Source organism: Acetobacter lovaniensis (genome assembly GCF_014207635.1).
In the GTDB taxonomy this organism is placed as follows: domain Bacteria; phylum Pseudomonadota; class Alphaproteobacteria; order Acetobacterales; family Acetobacteraceae; genus Acetobacter; species Acetobacter lovaniensis.
On sequence record NZ_JACHIE010000001.1, the window covers coordinates 20,612 to 38,010 of the forward strand.

18 protein-coding genes and 1 pseudogene are annotated in these 17,399 nt (G+C 54.4%); 12 read left to right on the forward strand and 7 right to left on the reverse strand.

Annotated features, from left to right (window positions below):
* The first annotated feature begins 2 nt into the window (after positions 1–2).
* From fdxH to HNR55_RS00070, 4 genes are read left to right on the forward strand one after another with little or no spacing between them, the layout of a single operon-like run.
* On the forward strand, positions 3–938 hold the full coding sequence (gene fdxH / locus HNR55_RS00055) for a formate dehydrogenase subunit beta (protein ID WP_166109683.1): 936 nt from the start codon (positions 3–5) through the stop codon (positions 936–938).
* Positions 938–1,591 carry a formate dehydrogenase subunit gamma gene (locus HNR55_RS00060; RefSeq protein ID WP_166109686.1) on the forward strand — a complete coding sequence of 218 codons (654 nt, stop codon included), beginning with the start codon at positions 938–940 and terminating at the stop codon, positions 1,589–1,591. Before fdxH ends, HNR55_RS00060 begins: the two co-directional genes overlap by 1 nt.
* A complete protein-coding gene (fdhE, locus tag HNR55_RS00065) occupies positions 1,591–2,511 on the forward strand; it encodes a formate dehydrogenase accessory protein FdhE (RefSeq protein ID WP_166109689.1) in 921 nt (306 codons plus the stop codon). The genes HNR55_RS00060 and fdhE overlap by 1 nt, the downstream gene beginning before the upstream one ends.
* A 19-nt stretch (positions 2,512–2,530) precedes the next feature.
* Positions 2,531–3,793: a molybdopterin molybdotransferase MoeA gene (locus tag HNR55_RS00070; protein WP_253545041.1), complete on the forward strand. Its 1,263-nt coding sequence runs from the start codon at positions 2,531–2,533 to the stop codon at positions 3,791–3,793.
* Between the two features lie 21 nt (positions 3,794–3,814).
* Here the strand turns inward: HNR55_RS00070 and mobB are convergent, their stop codons facing one another.
* Positions 3,815–4,345 carry a molybdopterin-guanine dinucleotide biosynthesis protein B gene (gene mobB, locus HNR55_RS00075; protein WP_166109692.1) on the reverse strand — a complete coding sequence of 177 codons (531 nt, stop codon included), beginning with the start codon at positions 4,343–4,345 and terminating at the stop codon, positions 3,815–3,817.
* Between the two features lie 96 nt (positions 4,346–4,441).
* On the opposite strand from mobB, the gene mobA reads away from it, so the two are divergent.
* Both mobA and fdhD read left to right on the forward strand, forming a co-directional pair.
* Positions 4,442–5,080 (forward strand): molybdenum cofactor guanylyltransferase, encoded by a 639-nt coding sequence (mobA, locus tag HNR55_RS00080; RefSeq protein WP_166109695.1) that lies wholly within the window; start codon positions 4,442–4,444, stop codon positions 5,078–5,080.
* 43 nt (positions 5,081–5,123) lie between these two features.
* Positions 5,124–5,903 (forward strand): formate dehydrogenase accessory sulfurtransferase FdhD, encoded by a 780-nt coding sequence (fdhD, locus tag HNR55_RS00085; protein WP_242005395.1) that lies wholly within the window; start codon positions 5,124–5,126, stop codon positions 5,901–5,903.
* Positions 5,904–5,927: 24 nt separating this feature from the next.
* Here fdhD and HNR55_RS00090 read toward each other — a convergent pair whose 3' ends face one another.
* The 4 genes from HNR55_RS00090 to HNR55_RS00105 all read right to left on the reverse strand — a co-directional run bounded on the left by HNR55_RS00090 (position 5,928) and on the right by HNR55_RS00105 (position 11,066).
* On the reverse strand, positions 5,928–7,079 hold the full coding sequence (locus HNR55_RS00090) for an SMP-30/gluconolactonase/LRE family protein (RefSeq protein WP_166109701.1): 1,152 nt from the start codon (positions 7,077–7,079) through the stop codon (positions 5,928–5,930).
* 69 nt (positions 7,080–7,148) lie between these two features.
* Entirely contained in the window at positions 7,149–8,495 is a 1,347-nt protein-coding gene (locus HNR55_RS00095) for an amidohydrolase family protein (protein WP_166109704.1), read from the reverse strand.
* Positions 8,496–8,517: 22 nt separating this feature from the next.
* Complete coding sequence (locus HNR55_RS00100; RefSeq protein ID WP_166109707.1) at positions 8,518–9,711, reverse strand: arabinose transporter; 1,194 nt, start codon at positions 9,709–9,711, stop codon at positions 8,518–8,520.
* A 137-nt stretch (positions 9,712–9,848) separates the two neighbouring features.
* On the reverse strand, positions 9,849–11,066 hold the full coding sequence (locus tag HNR55_RS00105; protein WP_166109710.1) for a cation:proton antiporter: 1,218 nt from the start codon (positions 11,064–11,066) through the stop codon (positions 9,849–9,851).
* A gap of 204 nt (positions 11,067–11,270) precedes the next feature.
* Between HNR55_RS00105 and hmpA the strand changes: the two genes are divergently transcribed.
* Both hmpA and HNR55_RS00115 read left to right on the forward strand, forming a co-directional pair.
* Positions 11,271–12,485 (forward strand): NO-inducible flavohemoprotein, encoded by a 1,215-nt coding sequence (gene hmpA, locus HNR55_RS00110; RefSeq protein WP_166109712.1) that lies wholly within the window; start codon positions 11,271–11,273, stop codon positions 12,483–12,485.
* Between the two features lie 367 nt (positions 12,486–12,852).
* Positions 12,853–13,086: a hypothetical protein gene (locus HNR55_RS00115; RefSeq protein WP_166109714.1), complete on the forward strand. Its 234-nt coding sequence runs from the start codon at positions 12,853–12,855 to the stop codon at positions 13,084–13,086.
* 55 nt (positions 13,087–13,141) lie between these two features.
* Here the strand turns inward: HNR55_RS00115 and HNR55_RS00120 are convergent, their stop codons facing one another.
* Positions 13,142–13,858, reverse strand: coding sequence for a LysR substrate-binding domain-containing protein (locus HNR55_RS00120; RefSeq protein WP_260400843.1), 717 nt, complete (start codon positions 13,856–13,858; stop codon positions 13,142–13,144).
* A 39-nt stretch (positions 13,859–13,897) separates the two neighbouring features.
* Positions 13,898–14,050 (reverse strand): annotated as a pseudogene (locus HNR55_RS16835) (LysR family transcriptional regulator); the annotation flags it as partial.
* Positions 14,051–14,196: 146 nt separating this feature from the next.
* Here HNR55_RS16835 and HNR55_RS00125 point away from each other — a divergent pair.
* The 4 genes from HNR55_RS00125 to HNR55_RS00140 all read left to right on the forward strand — a co-directional run bounded on the left by HNR55_RS00125 (position 14,197) and on the right by HNR55_RS00140 (position 17,356).
* Positions 14,197–15,066 carry a pirin family protein gene (locus HNR55_RS00125; RefSeq protein WP_166109716.1) on the forward strand — a complete coding sequence of 290 codons (870 nt, stop codon included), beginning with the start codon at positions 14,197–14,199 and terminating at the stop codon, positions 15,064–15,066.
* 57 nt (positions 15,067–15,123) lie between these two features.
* Positions 15,124–15,693 (forward strand): NADPH-dependent FMN reductase, encoded by a 570-nt coding sequence (locus tag HNR55_RS00130; protein WP_166109718.1) that lies wholly within the window; start codon positions 15,124–15,126, stop codon positions 15,691–15,693.
* A gap of 261 nt (positions 15,694–15,954) precedes the next feature.
* Positions 15,955–16,230, forward strand: coding sequence for a metal-sensing transcriptional repressor (locus HNR55_RS00135; protein ID WP_166109720.1), 276 nt, complete (start codon positions 15,955–15,957; stop codon positions 16,228–16,230).
* A 16-nt stretch (positions 16,231–16,246) separates the two neighbouring features.
* Positions 16,247–17,356, forward strand: coding sequence for an S-(hydroxymethyl)glutathione dehydrogenase/class III alcohol dehydrogenase (locus tag HNR55_RS00140; protein ID WP_166109722.1), 1,110 nt, complete (start codon positions 16,247–16,249; stop codon positions 17,354–17,356).
* Positions 17,357–17,399 lie beyond the last annotated feature (43 nt).

Here is a 17,399-nt window from a genome sequence, read left to right on the forward strand (position 1 = left end):
TGATGGGTATGCAGTCACAAGACATTATCCGCCGCTCCGCCACCAACGGACTGACGCCGCTGCCACAGGCCCGCAGTCACGAACAGGAAGTGGCTAAACTGATTGACGTCTCCCTCTGCACCGGGTGCAAGGGGTGTCAGGTCGCCTGTTCAGAATGGAACGACCTGCGCGATGAGGTCGGACATAACGTGGGGGTATACGACAACCCTGCCGATCTGACGCCGGAAACATGGACCGTTATCCGTTTTGATGAGCGTGAAGACGAGGCGGGCAAACTGGAATGGCTGTTACGCAAGGAAGGCTGCATGCACTGCGCCGAGCCGGGCTGCCTGAAGGCCTGTCCGAGCCCGGGGGCCATTTTGCAGTTTGCAAACGGCATTGTGGATTTTCAATCCGAACAATGCATTGGTTGCGGCTACTGCGTTGCAGGCTGTCCGTTTGACATTCCGCGTATCAGCAAGAAAGACAACCGGGCCTATAAATGCACTCTCTGTGCAGACCGGGTTGCGGTTGGGCAGGAGCCTGCCTGCGTTAAAACATGTCCAACTGGTGCAATTTCCTTCGGTTCCAAAGCCGAGATGAAAGACCTTGCCGCAACCCGGGTTGAAGAACTCAAAGGGCGCGGCCACAATGGGGCAGGGCTTTATGACCCTGCTGGTGTGGGTGGTACGCATGTCATGTATGTTCTCACCCATGCCGACCAGCCCAGCCTGTACCATCGCCTGCCGGATGACCCGCATATCAGCCCCGTTGTCCGGGGATGGAAAGAATGGCTTAAACCCGTAGGCGCACTTGGGTTTATTGCTACTCTGGCCGGGGCCTTTGCCCACTACATGGGCGTTGGTGCCAACACGACTGACGAAACACCTCCAGCGGAGCCAGAAAAAGAACTGGAAGATGCAGGGCAGGGCCCGAACGACAACGGGAGGGATGCATAATGGACAATAGTAATCTGGTCTTACGCACCAAGCTTATTGACCGCCTGTTCCACTGGAGCATGGTGTCATGTTTTATGCTGGTCGCCCTTTCGGGGCTGTCCTGGTTCTTCCCGAGCCTGAACTGGCTGGGTTATGTGCTTGGCCCGCCGCAGCTTGCCCGTGTGCTCCATCCTTTTCTGGGTATTGCAGTTTTCACGCTACTCATGTGCATGTTTGTCCGCTTTGTGCACCACAATCTTTTTGTGCGCACGGACCTGACGTGGTTCAAGCATATTATGGAAGTGCTGCTGAACAAACATGGACAAAAACTCCAGATTGGCAAATACAACGCAGGGCAAAAAATTCTGTTCTGGGGTATTATGTCCCTGATCAGCCTGCTGTTTGTCAGCGGGTTGATGATCTGGCGGGCTTATTTTGCAGCGCTATTTCCCGTTCCTGTCCTCCGCCTTGCTCTTCTGGCGCATTCCGTCGCCGGGCTGGCACTTATCCTGCTGGTTATCGGGCATATTTACATGGGTATCTGGGTGCGCGGTTCCATTGGCGGCATGATCAGCGGTTATGTCTCCCGCGCCTGGGCCCGGCAGCATCATGACCGTTGGTACGAGGAAGAAATCGCGCCGACCAAGCCTCTGCCATCCAAAAGGCATGGCTGATGCTGGACAGCTCAGATATTGTTGCTCCGGATAAACGCACACCCGGGGTCGTAGCGATTGATCCAGCCATTTACCCCATGCTGGACAAGCTTTATGCGCGCCGGATTGAACGTTTGAAGGCGCAGATCCTTTTGCAGGGGGAAAACGGAGAATATTTTCGTTTTCTAACGCATCTGGTGCAGGTCCAGCAGGATATTCTTGCGCAAACACCACTTGAGCAGGCTGATGTGGAGGCCATTCACAGCCTGCTCAAACAGGGTGTTGCTGACACAGCGCAACTCGAACATAGCCTTGGCAACATGCAGTGCTGGCAGGCCGCCTATACAACACTGACAACACAGCTTGCACCTATGCTCCCACAAAAAGTGGCTCAGGCACTTGGCTCTCTGTCGGCCGACAGAACAGGGCTTACCAAGGCTGCCGCTCATCTTTTGCAGGCTGATTATGCACAGGTTGATGCAGGTGTCGCCGTTGTGCTGTGGGCAGCCCTTTCTACCTGCTGGGCTCAGGCGGTTACGCTCAAGCAAGGGGAGGGGATTACACAATCTCTGGCGCATGCCACGTATTGTCCGTGCTGCCATGCGCCACCAGTTGCCAGTCTTGTCATGGGAGGCGCGCGCGAGGGGTTACGCTACCTGCAATGCAGCCTGTGCGAAGTACGCTGGCACCGGGTTCGAGCTGTTTGTGTAGCGTGTGATGCCAGCGGGCAAATGGATCACTGGACATTGGATGATGCCAAATCCGCTATCCAGATCGAAACCTGTGGAGATTGCAGGAACTACATCAAAACACTCCGTCTGGATTATGACCCGGAACTGGAAGCCGTGGCCGATGATCTGGGCAGCCTGCTGCTGGACAGCGCCATGGAGGCTGAAGGCTTCATGCGCATCGGTATAAACCCGTTCTCCTTCCCCGCATAACAACGTTACGGACTGTCGCGTGCATTCACTCCAACCATCGGCTGCTAAAGACCGTACACCGGCCCCGGCCATGGTGGATTACGAACATGCACTGCGTATTTTATCAGCTCTGGTCACGACGTTACCAGCCCCTGACATTGAGCACGTCCCCGTCCATCAAGCTGATGGACGCATTCTGGCCACAGCGTTGCAAGCACTCGCTCCACGGCCAGAAGCCGATATTTCCGCCATGGATGGCTATGCTTTCTGCTGTGCGGATATTGCCGATACCGGGCTGGCAACCAGTACCATTCCCTTACGGGATTACGTTGTAGCCGGGGATCAGCCCGCCCCCCATCATAGGGGCACAGCCGCTACAATTCTAACCGGCGCTCGCCTGCCAGCAGGTGCAGACTGCGTCATTGCACGCGAACGGGTGGAAGTGCGCAACGGGTTGCTGCACCTTGCCCCGTCCGACATAGCCGTAGGCAAAAACATCCGTCAGACCGGAGAGGAGTTTGCCGCGGGCTCTCCCCTCCTTACCGCCAGCCAGAAACTTGACTGGCGACATATTGCGCTCCTTGTCAGCCAGAACATCACGCAGGTTCCGGTTTATAAGCCTTGTCGGGTTGGTGTGATTGCAAGTGGTGCCGAATTCGCCCAGTCAGCCCCAGACAGCCGGGCAGAAATTAACACACCTTTGCTCCATGCAATGCTCACGCGTCAGGGGGCGCATGTTACAAGCCGTGTTGTATGCTCCGATAGCCGGGAGGACTTGCTGGCTGTCATATCCGAACTGGCGGAACAATCGGATATTCTGCTGACAACGGGGGGCATTTCTGTTGGTCAGACAGATAACGTCCTGCCTGTTATGGAACAGCTTGGCGCAAGCTGTCTGTTTCGGCGTGTTAAAATTCGCCCAGGCAAGCCTTTTACTCTCATGCAGTTAGGGTCCGTGCCTGTCTTTTGCCTGCCCGGCAATCCGGGAGCTACGGCGATATGCGCTCAGGTTTTTGTTCTGCCGTTCCTCCGCTCATTTATGGAGCACAGACAAGCCCTGATGAGCTTCCCCGTTCTGCATGGAAGGAGCAGCTTTTCCCATCCTTCTCTGTCAGATGCGACTGGCTTTGTGCCGGTCACTTGTGCCCAGAGTGGCATGGAAACGGTGTTTTCTCTTGTACCTTCAAAAGGTGCGTCTGACGTTCTCTGTTTTTCCCGAGCTGATGGCCTCCTGCTGATCCCACCCGGACAAACCATAACAATTGGGGACTGGTGTTCCGCAACACGGTTTTGCAGCATATAACAAAGCACATACATTCAATTTTTATGTTATTTCCCATAAAAACAGATTTTTTTGAATATAGTCAAAAATAGATGGGGTCTCGTTCAAAGAGAAAAAAACTTTTTCTGCTTCCGGGTTTAGTAAAGGAACACTATCTGTCGCAACAGCCTGAATATGGGAGGTAGATACAAAGAGCGGCTCTTTGCCTGTTGTGGAACGCCAGACTTCCAGACTGGCCGGAACCTCAACATGGAACCCCTCTACCAGAACAACGTCAACGGGTTTCATGATCTTGAGCAGGTCATTCAATTTGGGAGGGGTCGGGCTTTGATGCTGCAAAAACCAGCGTGTCGGTGTTGCAAGCATGACCTCCACCGCACCACTTTCTCTATGCTGGAATGTATCTTTCCCCGGTGTATCCATATCCACGCCATGATGGGTATGTTTAATTGTGGAAACACTTAACCCCTGTTGACAAAAAAGAGGAACAAGGCGGCTGATAAGATGCGTTTTACCCGAACCACTCCGCCCGATAATGCCAAAAACCCGTTGTTTGCGATAAGGGGATGTCACGAGCAGGCCAGTCCATACTGTATTGAAAAGAGTCGTTGATTTTTAAGCGGACACACGCACAATAACCAGCACAAACGGGTAGAGACACAGCTTATCATGCCGCACATGTTAAAAATAGCAGGATTAGTGCTGGCAGGCGGGCAGGGCAGGCGCATGCATTATGCTGACAAGGCTTTTATGGAGATCGACCATAAACCCTGCATCGAGTGGGTTACGACCCGCCTTGAGCGGCAATGCGCCAGCATTGCCATAAGTGCCAATGGCAACGCGCAAAGGTTTGACGCATGGAATTACCCGGTTCTGGCGGACACATATTTTGACGTTGGCCCCCTGGCCGGGCTGTTAAGTGGTCTGGAATGGGCCGAAGCCGCAGGGTTTGATGCGTTGCTGAGTGTGCCTGTTGATACACCTTTTATCCCGCATGATCTGGTTGGTACTTTGCTGCCTGCACCATCTTATGCTGTCTATGCGGAACAGCGTCATTCTCTGGTCGCATTATGGCCCGTTAGCCAGGCCCGTGCACTATTAACGGCACAATTGGCCAGCGTAACAGAACAGAACAGAAAGCAGACAACGCGGGTTTGCACACTGGCAAATGCGCTGAACGCTCGGGCAATGGACTTTTCTCACCTCTATCCGTTTGATCCGTTCGTGAATATCAATACACCCGAAGACCTGCATGAAGTCCGCACACTTGGGCAGGCTCAGGCCGGGAGCGGCTCACGTGGCACATGAACAAACAGCTTTTGCCATTTCAGAATCCTGCCATGCCAAAAGAATGATCTGGGGGAATGCACAGGACAGCGCCCCCCAAACCGTCAATGAGACTTTGAATCTGGCAGAAGAAGTGCCGCTCTCTCTGGTCTATAACGGCATAGACTATGCCGTCATGATGATAACCCCACATAATATTGATGACTTTGCTATTGGATTTTCAATAACTGAAGGTCTTGTTAAAGACGTTTCTGAAATCAGGCACATCGCCATCTCTTCTGTACCCGGTGGGTTAAAGGTGGACATGCGCATAAGCGCTGATGCACTTCGCACGGTTCTGGCTCGCAGCAGGCGACCAATCGCGGGGCGTACCGGCTGTGGCATCTGTGGGTCAGACATGAACAGCATTGTCACCCGCAACCAGAACACGGTTGAGGCTTACACTCCGGACCTGTCGGCCATACGCCGCGCATTACAGCACCTTCGGGACCACCAGACACTCAATGCCGGTATAGGCATGCTCCATGCAGCCGCATGGTGTACTCCTGATGGCGCCATCGCAGCAATCAGGGAAGATGTAGGTCGCCATAATGCGCTTGATAAGCTTATTGGCCACGGCCTTAAAAACCCCCTGAGTTTTGCAGACGGGTTTTGTTTGCTTACCAGCCGTTGTTCCTACGAAATGGCAAGCAAAGCCATAGCCGCAGGCATGCGCGCACTCGTCTCGCTTTCCGCTCCTACGGCTATGGCGCTCAGAACGGCTCAGCAGGCCGGGCTTACGCTCATCTCTCCCGCCCGGCCTGACAATATGTGCATTCTTCCCCTATCCCCGGAAGAAATCTGATACAGCCTCTGCACGCGCCATTTTTCAAGGGGCCGTAATGGGGATTCTGGCCACCAGAAAGGGTGGTTTGCGCAAGTCCTGCCCATTATGCAAACGAGGCAGGCGGTTCCATTGCCCCAGCACCACGTAAACGGCCTGATGATCTGCAAAAATGCCATCTGGCCAGACAAACCGTGGGTCCGAAGCCAGCAGTTCAAACGTGCCATCCGGGTTACGGCGAAACACGGCATCATGGTCGGCTGCTGTGGTGTAAATCCGGTTCCATGGGTCGGTCGCCAATCCGTCCGCAGCCCCTTTTTCCCCTTCATCTACAACCAGAGCCGCCAACTGGGCGGAACTGAGGGAAAAGTCAGCCAGTTTATCTGTCGGCAGGCTATATAAGCGTCGGCTGGCCAGAGGGGCGTAATAAACACGTTCGGACCCGGCAGACAGGGTAATACCATCCGCTCCACCTGCGGGAAAGGTCGGGTGGGCCGGGTCATAATGCAGCACGCGCCCATCCAGCACAGTCTGATACCCCGGATCAGGCAGAATAGAGACCGTATTTTCCAGCACGCGGCGCTGCCTACCCGTGGCAAGGTCCAGCACAACCAGAGCCGGGTGCCCATCAAACGAGCTATCTGTAATGAATGCCGTACCTTTTGCACCATGTGTCAGGTCTATGCGCAGGTCATTCATATGGCTTTGGGGCAGCAACGCATTGGTCAGAGGCACACTGGCAATAATCTGCCCTGTTATGGGATTGATCCCAACCACCTTGGCGCCACCTGCAGGAATGGGCTGCCCTTTGATCTTGCCGTCATCAATAACCCACAGGTTTCCCTTGGTATCTGTTGTCATCCCATGAGGCGAAATCAGTCGAGCCTGCGGAGCCCCGCCTGATCCAGCCGAAAATGCGGCTGAAGGAAATGGAAGCAGATGTCCATCCTTCCACTCAGCCAGCACCGGGCCTGTATGATCACCATCATGCTTGGGGAAAGTCAGAAACAGACGTCCATTTACCACAGCAATGCCAGAAGGGTCCGGTGTGGGTATGCTGGCAATAATCTGGACGTGCCCGTTACGGCCAAAAGCGGGGTCGTTGTTATCTGTTATGGTCTGTGCCTGCACAGGTGCCGCTGGCAACTGGCTTACCCATAAACCAGTCACAAGCAAAAAAGAACCCAATCTATTCATTCCTGCCTCCCTCCATTCCGGCATGCCTAATCTGCCCGCTTCCTGGCGTAATGTGTTATCCAACAGCCCCTACCGGGTTGTGAGTGGTATGGGACCGGTTACAGCAGAGCCATTTTCCCATGTTTCCACCACCCGGTCGGTATCAGAAATCGTATTGGCAGGGTTGCCTGCAACAACCAGAAGGTCCGCTCGTTTACCTGCACCAATAACACCACGGTCATGCAGGTCGAGTAATGCCGCGGCTGCCTCCGTTGCAATATGCAACGCCTGCAGGGGAGGCAGACCGGCTTGCACCATCAGAGCCAGTTCCCGATGCTCCGCAACCCCGGCAACCCGCAGGGGTGTTGCTCCACTATCCGTGCCAAATCCGATTTTAACGCCTGCGGTCCACAATATTTTCAGGTTCTGCAGATTGGTCGCAAGGGAGCGACGGGCAAAATCGGCTTTGCTGCCTGTTCTGTTTTCCTGCTGCCAGACGGGATTATTGATCTGCTGCTGCAAGGGGGCAGACAGTCCAGCCTCAACAAACGGGGTTTTCACCCATGCAGGCTGGTCGGCCCATACTATTGTGGCTTCATCCAGTTCCAGTGTGGGGATGTACCAAATCCCCCGCTCCTTGAGCATGGCCACAAAAGATGGAGGCACAAACCTGTCCCGCACACCATGAGCCAGAATATCAACCCCGGCTGCCACCACATGTTCCGCATCGTCCAGATCATGAATATGAGCGGCTACACGCAGGTGTTTTTGGTGCGCTTCATCCACGACCGCCTTGATAATGGCTGGGTCCATTTTAACGGGAAGAGAGTGGTCGAAATCGTCCACCCATATTTTAATCAGGTCTGTGCCTTCCGCCGCCATGGTGTCCACATCCTGCCGGGCCTCTTCCTCCGTGCTGGGCCTGAAGAGCTGATCTGGAGCGACATGAACCGGCGGTGCTCCCTTAGGCACGCCAATCCCCTGATCAACTCCAAACAGGTCTGCTGGCAGCAGCCCCATATGGGCGTCCTTGCGCATGGGGTCGAACACACGCGGAACATTGTTCCCCAGCGCTGTAACGGTCGTAACCCCATAACGCCTGTACTGCGCCAGTTCGGCTGTAATCGTGTCTGCTGTATAAAACTGCGGCCCAGTCTGCACACCCTGCAACTGGCCGATATGACTGTGATCAGAAATAAGGCCAGGTAAAACGCTCATCCCCGAGCGATCCAGAATACGGGTATTGGGGGGAAGAGGTATATCCCGACCGGCTGCAACAATTACACCGTCCTGCATGAGAACGGTTCCATTCTCAACAGGTGGAGCACCTGTGCCCTCTATAATCCGTATATGGGTCAACGCCACAGGCACAGTCTGCGCATAGCCAAGAGCAGGGCAGCCAAAAAGAAGTGCGGCGACTATAACTCCGGGTTTCATAGGCCTATCCCTCCTGTTGTTTCTAGTCCGCCGTCGCTGCGGCGCGTTCATGCCATGCCAGACGGGCAGACAGCAGAAGCCCACCAAACCCCGCCAGACTGCCAACCATGAAAATGGCACTGTCTCCAGCCCATTCGGCCAGAAGCCCGGTCAGAGGACCAGTGGCCCCATAGGCAAGGTCCTGAAAAGCCGCAAATCCACCCATGGCTGTTCCTCGCATCTGCGGAGATACCCGCCTGACAACCTCCACCCCCATGGAGGGAAAAATCATGGAACAGCCGCAGCCGGTCAAAAAAGCACCAGCCAGCGCCACAGTGGGACCAGATGCCTGCCACAGCAGAATCTGCCCACAGGTTTCCGCCATCATGGACACAAACGCGACACGCGCGCCCCCCAGCTTATCTGGCAGATGACTGCACAGCACCCTGACCAGCACAAACGCTGCGCCAAAAAAAGTCAGCCCCATAGCCGCATGTGGCCAATGCCTGTGCAAAAACATAAGCGGCATAAAGGCGCCAATGGCCGCAAACCCGATTCCTTGAAAAAAGACCACCAGACCAAGATCGGAAATTCTGTTGATAATCCGGCTGACGGGCTGTCGCTCTCCCCCATGAGGTGGCACGGCCACAACGGGTGCCGCCATGGCGAACCCAAGCAATGGCACAACCATGCAGGCAAGCGCGACCAGTGGATATCCTCCCTGATCGTACAGGGCCAGACCCACAGGGCTACCGGCTGCCAGAGAGCCGTACATCCCCATTCCCACAATGGATAGCACCCGCCCCGAACGCTGGTGCCCCATCAGTCCGATCCCCCATGCCAGCAGGCCAACAACTGTCAGGCTTTCACCCAGCCCCAGCATCAGGCGCGCTATCATCAGCATGGCAAATGCCGCCCAGGGCGTTGCCAGCCATGCAACCATAAGGGCCAGAACGCCACTTGCGGCATAAAAGGCCAGACCCAACAGCATGCAGCGTTTGCCACCTTTATGGTCTGCAAGCCGGCCTGCGAAGCCGCGGGTCAGAATGGTGGATACAAACGCAACACCAACTGCCAGCCCGGCAAGGGCGTTACCCATATGCAACGACATGGCCACATAAACCGAGGTCGTTGGCATGGACATCGCAACAGCAAGGTAGGAAAGAAAAAGAGCGACGGCGAGCCATACCAGCAAACGCGGCGCGCTATCCTGTTCTGTTGTGGGAGTGCTGGGCATCAGGGTTCCAGCTCCTTCGCCGTATCGATTGTGCCTGTGCATGGCTTTTAAACCTGTTCAGGTCTTGGACAAGTCGGACTTTTTGCCAAGACCTAGCGGTATGACAATGCTGTGAGGGGCGCTGTTGGCCCCGCCTGTCACGCAGATCCGGACTGACGAGGAGCAAACAGCCTGAATAATGGACCTGTGAGTGTGGTGGAAATAACGGCCAGAACCATAAGGGATGCAAACCCGAAGTCTGACAGCATACCCTGACCATGTAAAATGGTTGCTGCCACAATTTCCATCAGCCCCTTGCACTGGAGCAGGGCACCAACACCAAGCGCCTGCCTTGGTTTAAGGCTGGCTGCGGGTGGGTAAATATAAACGGCTGCAATTTTGGTCACCATGGAAATGACAACCAGCGACAAAGATACCACAACAGAAGGCCATGTTAAGGCATCCCCGTTAATATGCAGCCCGCTATGGCCGAAAAACATCGGGGCAAACCAGATCAGGGCAAAAGTTCCCACAGCTTCCACCGGCAGGCGGCGCACCCAGCTCGGTGGCATGATCGCACCGGCAAAATAGGCACCAATCAACTCATGCAGGCCAAGCTGCATGCTCGCCCAGGACCCGGCCGCCAGATAAACCGGCACAGCCAGCCAGATAACCGCCAATGATGGATGACGGAAATGGTGAGAAGCCCAGTACCCTCCAGCAGCCAGCCCCACCAGCAAAAGAACAGCCAGCGCTTCCAGCCCCGTCCAGCCGTGCAGGGCGGCAGAACCACGGGCGGCAAATTGCAGGGCCGCCAGTCCGATCCATAATGCCGCGTCATCCACAACGGCCAGCTTGAGCGCTAACTGCCCCAAAGGTTTTTGTGCGGTCTCAAGCTCCCGCACAACACCGATCAGAACCGGCAGGGCGCTAACTGCCATGCACAGGCCAATAGATGCCGCAGCCACCCAAGGCGTTGCGTCTGGTGCCTGCCAGCCATGAAGATGCAGAAAAACCGTGTAAGCCAGAAACGTGCCGACACAAAAGGGAATACCCAGTGCTACGGCAGCCCCACCAAACAGCCGACCGATTGTGGGCTGTGCAAAGTCCTGCCCCGAAGGCTCCCCACCGGGATGCTGCCACATTTCCAGCCCGGCGGTAAAAGCCAGCACCAGCACGGCAACCCAGCCAATTGTGTTCCCGTAAACGGAGGGAATACCCATTTGCTGCACGGGCACATGCCATACGGCAAGGGCAATACCCACAAGAATGGGCAACACGGCTATTGGCAGCGCTTTTTGCATGAGCCGCCACAGAGCCCAAGGGAAAAACACAAAGATTGCGGCGTCGGTCAAAAGCGCTGTCAAATTTGCCATATTGCATTCTTTTTTATTGAATTTTGTCCCTTGTAACGGATTACTCACCCGATATGCAAGTTTTGCATGCCTTGGTTCTTTTTATTCATAGCACTCATGGTTTTGGCTGCGCATATTCATCAAACATAAGATGTATGCCATTGACACCTTATGTAATCAGCTCTAGTAAAGGTATCTGTATTTTACATCTTTTGGATGCGTTCCATGAGCACAATGCTTGATGACAAAACCCGGTCAATTGTTTCCGCCTGCGTTCCCGCCCTTGAAGCCCATGGGTTAGATATCACGCACGAAATGTACCGGAGGCTTTTGTCCAATCCGGAAATTCGTGATCTGTTCAACATGTCACACCAGAAGGACGGAGAGCAGCCCAAGGCCCTCGCTCTTGCCGTGCTGGCCTACGCCCGCAATATCAACAATCTGGGCGCACTTGGCGCCATGGTTGAACGTATTGCCGAAAAACATGTTGGTCTTAACATTCTGCCAGAGCACTACCCCTTTGTGGGTGAAGCCCTACTTGGCGCCATTGCTCACGTACTGGGCGATGCCGCAACGCCTGAAATTATGGATGCATGGGGCAAGGCATACTGGTTTCTGGCCGATGTTCTGATCGGCCGGGAAAAGCAGATCTATCAGGAACACGCAGACACCCCCGGAGGCTGGACCGGATGGCGCAGCTTTACGGTGCGCAGGATTGTGGTGGAAAGCAGCACAATCCGCTCGTTTGAGCTAGTGCCAAGTGACAATAAGCCCGTTATGCAGCACAAACCCGGCCAGTATCTGAGCTTTAAGCTCGATATTCCCGGTCATGGGTCCCAGCGCCGCAACTACAGCATTTCATCCGCACCCGCATCCGACCATTACCGCCTGAGCATCCGCAAGGCTGATGGTGGCGTGGTTTCCTCCTGGTTTCATGACACGGTCAGGGAAGGGGACGTATTGCAGGTTTCTGCCCCTGCGGGTGATTTTGTCTTGACGCCTGAGCCGAACACAAAGAACGTGCTCATCAGCGCTGGCGTTGGTCTGACACCCTTTATTTCCGCTTTGGGCGCAGTTGAAAAACTTCCCCATGGTCCGATTCACTTTGTGCATGGGGCACATGCCCCCGACACGCAGGCTTTTGCCCCCTATGTGCAAAAACTGGTGGCTGAAGGTGTTATCAAGGCTGATATTTTTTACAGCGCTGGCGCACCGGCAGACGCGTCCCCTCTGCCCGGACTGGCATTGCACTCCGGCCGCATGACAGCCGCATGGCTGGCAACGCAGGTTCAGCCGGATACGCATTACTGGGTCTGCGGGCCTGAGCAGTTCATGCTGGATACCATTCTGGCCCTTAAAGCACAGGGGGTTGCTCCCGCTCAGATTCATTACGAGTTCTTTGGCTCTGCATCAGACGCCCAGTTGCTCGCCGCAGCCTAAATCCGGGCTGTGCGAAATATGCGCTCCTGAAATGATGATAACAGGGCTGTCCGCACATTTGTTTGTGTGGGCAGCCCTGTTGTCATATGACCCTGCCATGGACACCCGATAAAACAGCCCTGATTTCCGCCATTAAAGGCCAAACCGTGCGCGGCATAAGCGATCGTGAAAAACTTTCAACATCACTGCGCGTTGAATTATAAATAAACGTAATAACTGGGGCAGTCATTACCGTAGCGTGGAGCGTTGGTACGCTATTTGCAACACAGGTAAAAAGTAATTAGATAGCGTTTGTCGCTCTGTTTCGTATGGGCGAAGGTCAAAATTAAGTGCCTGAAACCAGATACATCCTGCAAGGATATGAAACATGATTAAGAGCACAAAAGAATTTATTTTGTGGTTTTCAGCTTTCCTCATTGTTGGTGGGATCATGTGGGGTGGCTCTAAGGTCCTGAACAATTACCGTTCGAAGCAGTGGGACCAGTTTGTTCTGGAACACCATTGCGTCATTACTGGAACACAGCCTTCTACTGGATTTTTTACATCTGCCCAGACCATTTATCAGTGCGATAACACCGGAATTTATTATCGCAACAAATAATTTATTATTTCCCCACAAAAAAAATAAAACTGCCAGCCCGTGAAGCCAAAAACGCTCACGGGTTCTGTGCCAGAAAGGTAGATGTCGCCATTTGCCGTTGCTGGCGGCATTCCTCGACCATAAAGTCCAGTAAGACCCGCACCGCTGGCATAATGCCTTTACGGGATGGAATAACAGCGTGAACGAGACCGGCACGTGGCGTCCATTGCGGCAGAGCCTGCACGAGCCGTCCGGCCTGAATATCTTTCCACACCATAATCGTTGGTAACTGCACAATACCAACACCTGCCAGAGCCGCCTCCCGCAGCACGGCCAGATCATCCGTTATCAACCGTGGTGTGTGAAAAACCGTAGCAGACTGCCCCTGCTCATTTTCCAAACACCAGAAGTGTTCCGCCGGGTTGGTATGAAAATCCATGCTGGGAAAAGAGGCCAGATCAGCAGGAGTATCCAGATGCGCCGTCAATACATCCGCCGTACAGACCAGACACTGCGTACTGGTATCCAGAACCCGCATAACAAGATCAGAAGGGGCAATGGGGGGAAAACGCACGCGCATCGCAAGGTCGTACCCTTCCTGCAGAACATCAACCCGCCGGTTTGTGCTCTCCAGTTGCAAGGTAACGGAAGGATAACGCACCAGAAACCGGGACAAAATAGCCCCGAACTGAAAATTGAGTAAAGCCACAGGGCAACTCATCCGTATTGAACCACAGGGTTCCGCCTGTAACTGGGCAATGGACTGCTCCGCCAGTTCCGCTTCGGCCAGCATGGCTTTGCAGTGCTCGTAAAACCGGAGCCCTGTTTGGGTGAGGGAAAAATGACGGGAAGAGCGTTGCAGCAATCTGGTATTCAAAAACGTTTCCAGCGCAGCAATCCGGCGGCTTAAGAGCGATTTTTGCACACCAATCGCCCGAGCGGCAGAAGAGAACCCCCTGTAATCCACAACCTGCACAAAATAATAGTAGTCGTTAAGGTCTCACATCGTCCTACTTATGCAACGCAATGTTTCATCCGTAACTCTTTGTAGGACACTACACGACTTCTATGTTGAAGATAAGCAACATGGAGCATGGGAGTGGTTCCTGTTCCAATATCTGGAGAAAAACCATGCATAAAAAGGTTCTGGGACGTTACGGCAATGACCGTAGGCATTGGGTGGGAAATGGCTTTCCCGTCCGTTCCCTTTTTTCCTACGCCACGCTGGGTCAACACCTCAGCCCGTTCCTGCTGCTTGATTATGCTGGTCCGCACCAGTTCCAGCCAACCGAAGAGCGCCGCGGGGTAGGGGAGCACCCGCATCGGGGCTTCGAGACTGTGACAATCGTTTATGATGGGGAGGTCGAACACCGCGATTCCTCTGGCGGAGGCGGCACCATCGGCCCCGGAGATGTACAATGGATGACCGCAGGCAGCGGCATTGTGCATCAGGAATTCCACTCCCCGGCCTATGCCGCCTCTGGGGGTGCATTCAGAATGGTCCAGCTCTGGGTTAACCTCCCCGCCAGAGACAAGCAGGCCCCCCCAGCGTACCAGACGCTACTGGCCAGGGATATTCCCACAGTGGGCCTGCCTTATGGAGCGGGATCCCTGCGCGTTATTGCGGGCGAATATGGACAGACCCAAGGGCCAGCCCGGGTGTTTTCTCCGCTGAATGTATGGGATGTGCACCTGGCACAGGGCGCATCGGTCACCCTATCCCTTCCGGAAGGGCATAACGCGGCTGTTGTCTGCCTTGAAGGGCAGTTAAGTATTCATGACGTACAGGAACTTGGCAGTGCGCAACTCGTTCTATTGGAACACAAGGGGACAGAGGTGAGTCTTCATGCTCATGTGCAAAGCAGCCTGCTTGTGCTGACCGGAGCCCCCCTTAACGAACCCATCGAAGGGTATGGTCCTTTTGTCATGAATACCCGTGCAGAAATCCGGCAGGCCATTGAAGACTTCAATAATGGCCATTTTGGCGGAATCCCCAGCTAGGCCGCCTTTCCCTCGGCCAAAAGCCATTCCGATGCTTTGCAAAAAAGGACAAATAGCATGACGCCCTCCGCAAACCTGCATTTTGTAACGCTTCTGGGGAGCCTGCGTAGTGCTTCCCTTAACGCGGCAATAGCCCGTACTCTGCCCCAACTTGCACCAGAAGGCGTATCCATTTCCGCGCTGGGTAGCATTGCCGATTTCCCTCACTACAGTCAGGACGTGCAAGACAAGGAGTTTCCGTCCGCAGTGCTGACCATGGCAGAACAGATTCAGGCTGCAAATGGCGTGATCATTGTTACGCCTGAATATAATTATTCCGTCCCCGGTGTGCTCAAAAACGCCATAGACTGGCTCTCACGCGTAACGCCGCAGCCTTTTGCCAAAAAACCCGTTGCGATCCAAACCGCATCTCCCGGGCAGATCGGGGGGGCACGGGCACAGTATCATTTACGCCAGAGTCTTGTCTTTCTGGACGCCTTTGTTCTGAACAAACCCGAAATCATGATCGGGCTTGCCACAAGCAAACTTGACCCACAAACACTGAGCCTGACAGACGACCCAACTCGTGCGTTCCTGACCCGACAGATCGGAGCGCTAGCGGAGTTGGCCCGAACTTTGCAGCCATAATTCTTTACAGAGCGACAGGGCCGGGCATGCTCCCTTCCATCTGGAGATGACAGTCTTCTGGGAGAAAGGAGTTAACTACTCCACAGCCCACATGGGGCACAGGGCCGCATCCCGGCGTTAATCCCCTCTTCCTAGTGGCGGGTGGAGTGCCATGAGGTATGTAGGTTTCCTTGGCACAGCCATGGCGGCTACGCATAAAACTGTAGCCAACCCCATCGCAACATACTATACTCCCCTATAGTAACAGGATCATCATGCAGAATGCCCCATACTCCAGAAGATAAGAAAAAAGCACTGACCCGTCTGCGGCGAATACGTGGGCAATGTGATGCACTGGAACGCGCTTTGGAAGCCGGTTCGGATTGCGCTCCAGTGCTTCAGCAGCTCGCGGCAATACGCGGAGCGGTTAATGGCCTCATGTCCGAAGTTATGGGGATGTATGTGCAGGAGGAATTTGGTTCTGGCCAAGACCTCGACGCAGGAAAAAAGCAAAGCATCGATACCATTCTGTCCCTCGTACGCACCTATCTGAAATAACCATCAAGGAACAATCATGAAATCTCGTGCAGCTGTTGCTTTTGCTCCTGGCGAGCCCCTTAAAATTGTGGAAATTGATGTCGCCCCCCCCAAAAAAGGGGAGGTGCTGGTCCGTATCACGCACACAGGGGTCTGCCATACGGATGCGTTCACCCTCTCGGGCAACGACCCGGAAGGGCTGTTCCCCTGTGTTCTGGGACATGAAGGGGCAGGCGTGGTTGTGGAGGTCGGCGAAGGTGTAACCTCGGTCGTTCCCGGAGACCACGTTATTCCGCTTTATACGGCTGAATGTGGCAAATGCGAGTTCTGTACCTCGGGTAAAACCAACCTGTGCATTGCCGTGCGCGAAACACAGGGTAAAGGGGTTATGCCCGATGGCACCAGTCGTTTTTCGTACAATGGTCAGCCTTTGTACCATTATATGGGCTGCTCCACCTTTAGTGAATATACGGTTGTGGCTGAGGTCTCCCTTGCCAAGATCAACCCCCATGCAGATCATGAGCATGTTTGCCTGCTCGGGTGCGGTGTCACAACCGGCATTGGCGCTGTGCATAACACCGCCAAAGTACAGCCAGGTGACAGCGTTGCCGTTTTTGGGCTGGGTGGCATTGGGCTTGCTGTCATTCAGGGTGCACGACAGGCAAAAGCTGGCAGAATTTTTGCCATAGATACCAATCCGAACAAGTTTGAACTCGCCACATCCATGGGGGCAACAGACTGCCTGAACCCATTGGATTATGACAAACCCATCCAGCAGGTCATTCTGGATATAACCCGATGGGGTGTGGACCATACCTTTGAATGTATTGGCAATGTCAATGTCATGCGTGCAGCCCTTGAATGTGCCCATCGTGGCTGGGGACAATCGGTTGTCATTGGTGTTGCAGGCGCAGGGCAGGAAATTTCCACCCGTCCATTCCAGCTTGTAACCGGGCGCACATGGAAAGGCTCAGCCTTTGGCGGTGTTAAAGGCCGGACCCAGCTACCCGGCATGGTGGAAGATGCCATGGAAGGCAAGATCGACCTTAAACCTTTTGTAACCCACACAATGGGGCTGGAAGATATCAACCATGCATTTGATCTGATGCATGATGGCAAATCCATCCGGTCCGTTATTATTTACTGAGTCTGGCCCACTTTTGTTTCTCCTACTGTTTTTTTGTGAAACA

Bases quoted from the DNA above. Each gene is read 5' to 3' on its own strand.
- HNR55_RS00140 (WP_166109722.1), top strand. From the start codon at position 16,247: ATGAAATCTCGTGCAGCTGTTGCTTTTGCTCCTGGCGAGCCCCTTAAA.
- HNR55_RS00100 (WP_166109707.1), bottom strand. From the start codon at position 9,711: ATGCCCAGCACTCCCACAACAGAACAGGATAGCGCGCCGCGTTTGCTG.
- HNR55_RS00135 (WP_166109720.1), top strand. From the start codon at position 15,955: ATGCCCCATACTCCAGAAGATAAGAAAAAAGCACTGACCCGTCTGCGG.
- HNR55_RS00125 (WP_166109716.1), top strand. From the start codon at position 14,197: ATGCATAAAAAGGTTCTGGGACGTTACGGCAATGACCGTAGGCATTGG.
- HNR55_RS00120 (WP_260400843.1), bottom strand. From the start codon at position 13,858: ATGCTGGCCGAAGCGGAACTGGCGGAGCAGTCCATTGCCCAGTTACAG.
- fdhD (WP_242005395.1), top strand. From the start codon at position 5,124: ATGATCTGGGGGAATGCACAGGACAGCGCCCCCCAAACCGTCAATGAG.
- HNR55_RS00095 (WP_166109704.1), bottom strand. From the start codon at position 8,495: ATGAAACCCGGAGTTATAGTCGCCGCACTTCTTTTTGGCTGCCCTGCT.
- HNR55_RS00060 (WP_166109686.1), top strand. From the start codon at position 938: ATGGACAATAGTAATCTGGTCTTACGCACCAAGCTTATTGACCGCCTG.
- hmpA (WP_166109712.1), top strand. From the start codon at position 11,271: ATGAGCACAATGCTTGATGACAAAACCCGGTCAATTGTTTCCGCCTGC.
- fdxH (WP_166109683.1), top strand. From the start codon at position 3: ATGGGTATGCAGTCACAAGACATTATCCGCCGCTCCGCCACCAACGGA.
- HNR55_RS00105 (WP_166109710.1), bottom strand. From the start codon at position 11,066: ATGGCAAATTTGACAGCGCTTTTGACCGACGCCGCAATCTTTGTGTTT.
- mobA (WP_166109695.1), top strand. From the start codon at position 4,442: ATGCCGCACATGTTAAAAATAGCAGGATTAGTGCTGGCAGGCGGGCAG.
- HNR55_RS00130 (WP_166109718.1), top strand. From the start codon at position 15,124: ATGACGCCCTCCGCAAACCTGCATTTTGTAACGCTTCTGGGGAGCCTG.
- HNR55_RS00115 (WP_166109714.1), top strand. From the start codon at position 12,853: ATGATTAAGAGCACAAAAGAATTTATTTTGTGGTTTTCAGCTTTCCTC.
- fdhE (WP_166109689.1), top strand. From the start codon at position 1,591: ATGCTGGACAGCTCAGATATTGTTGCTCCGGATAAACGCACACCCGGG.
- HNR55_RS00090 (WP_166109701.1), bottom strand. From the start codon at position 7,079: ATGAATAGATTGGGTTCTTTTTTGCTTGTGACTGGTTTATGGGTAAGC.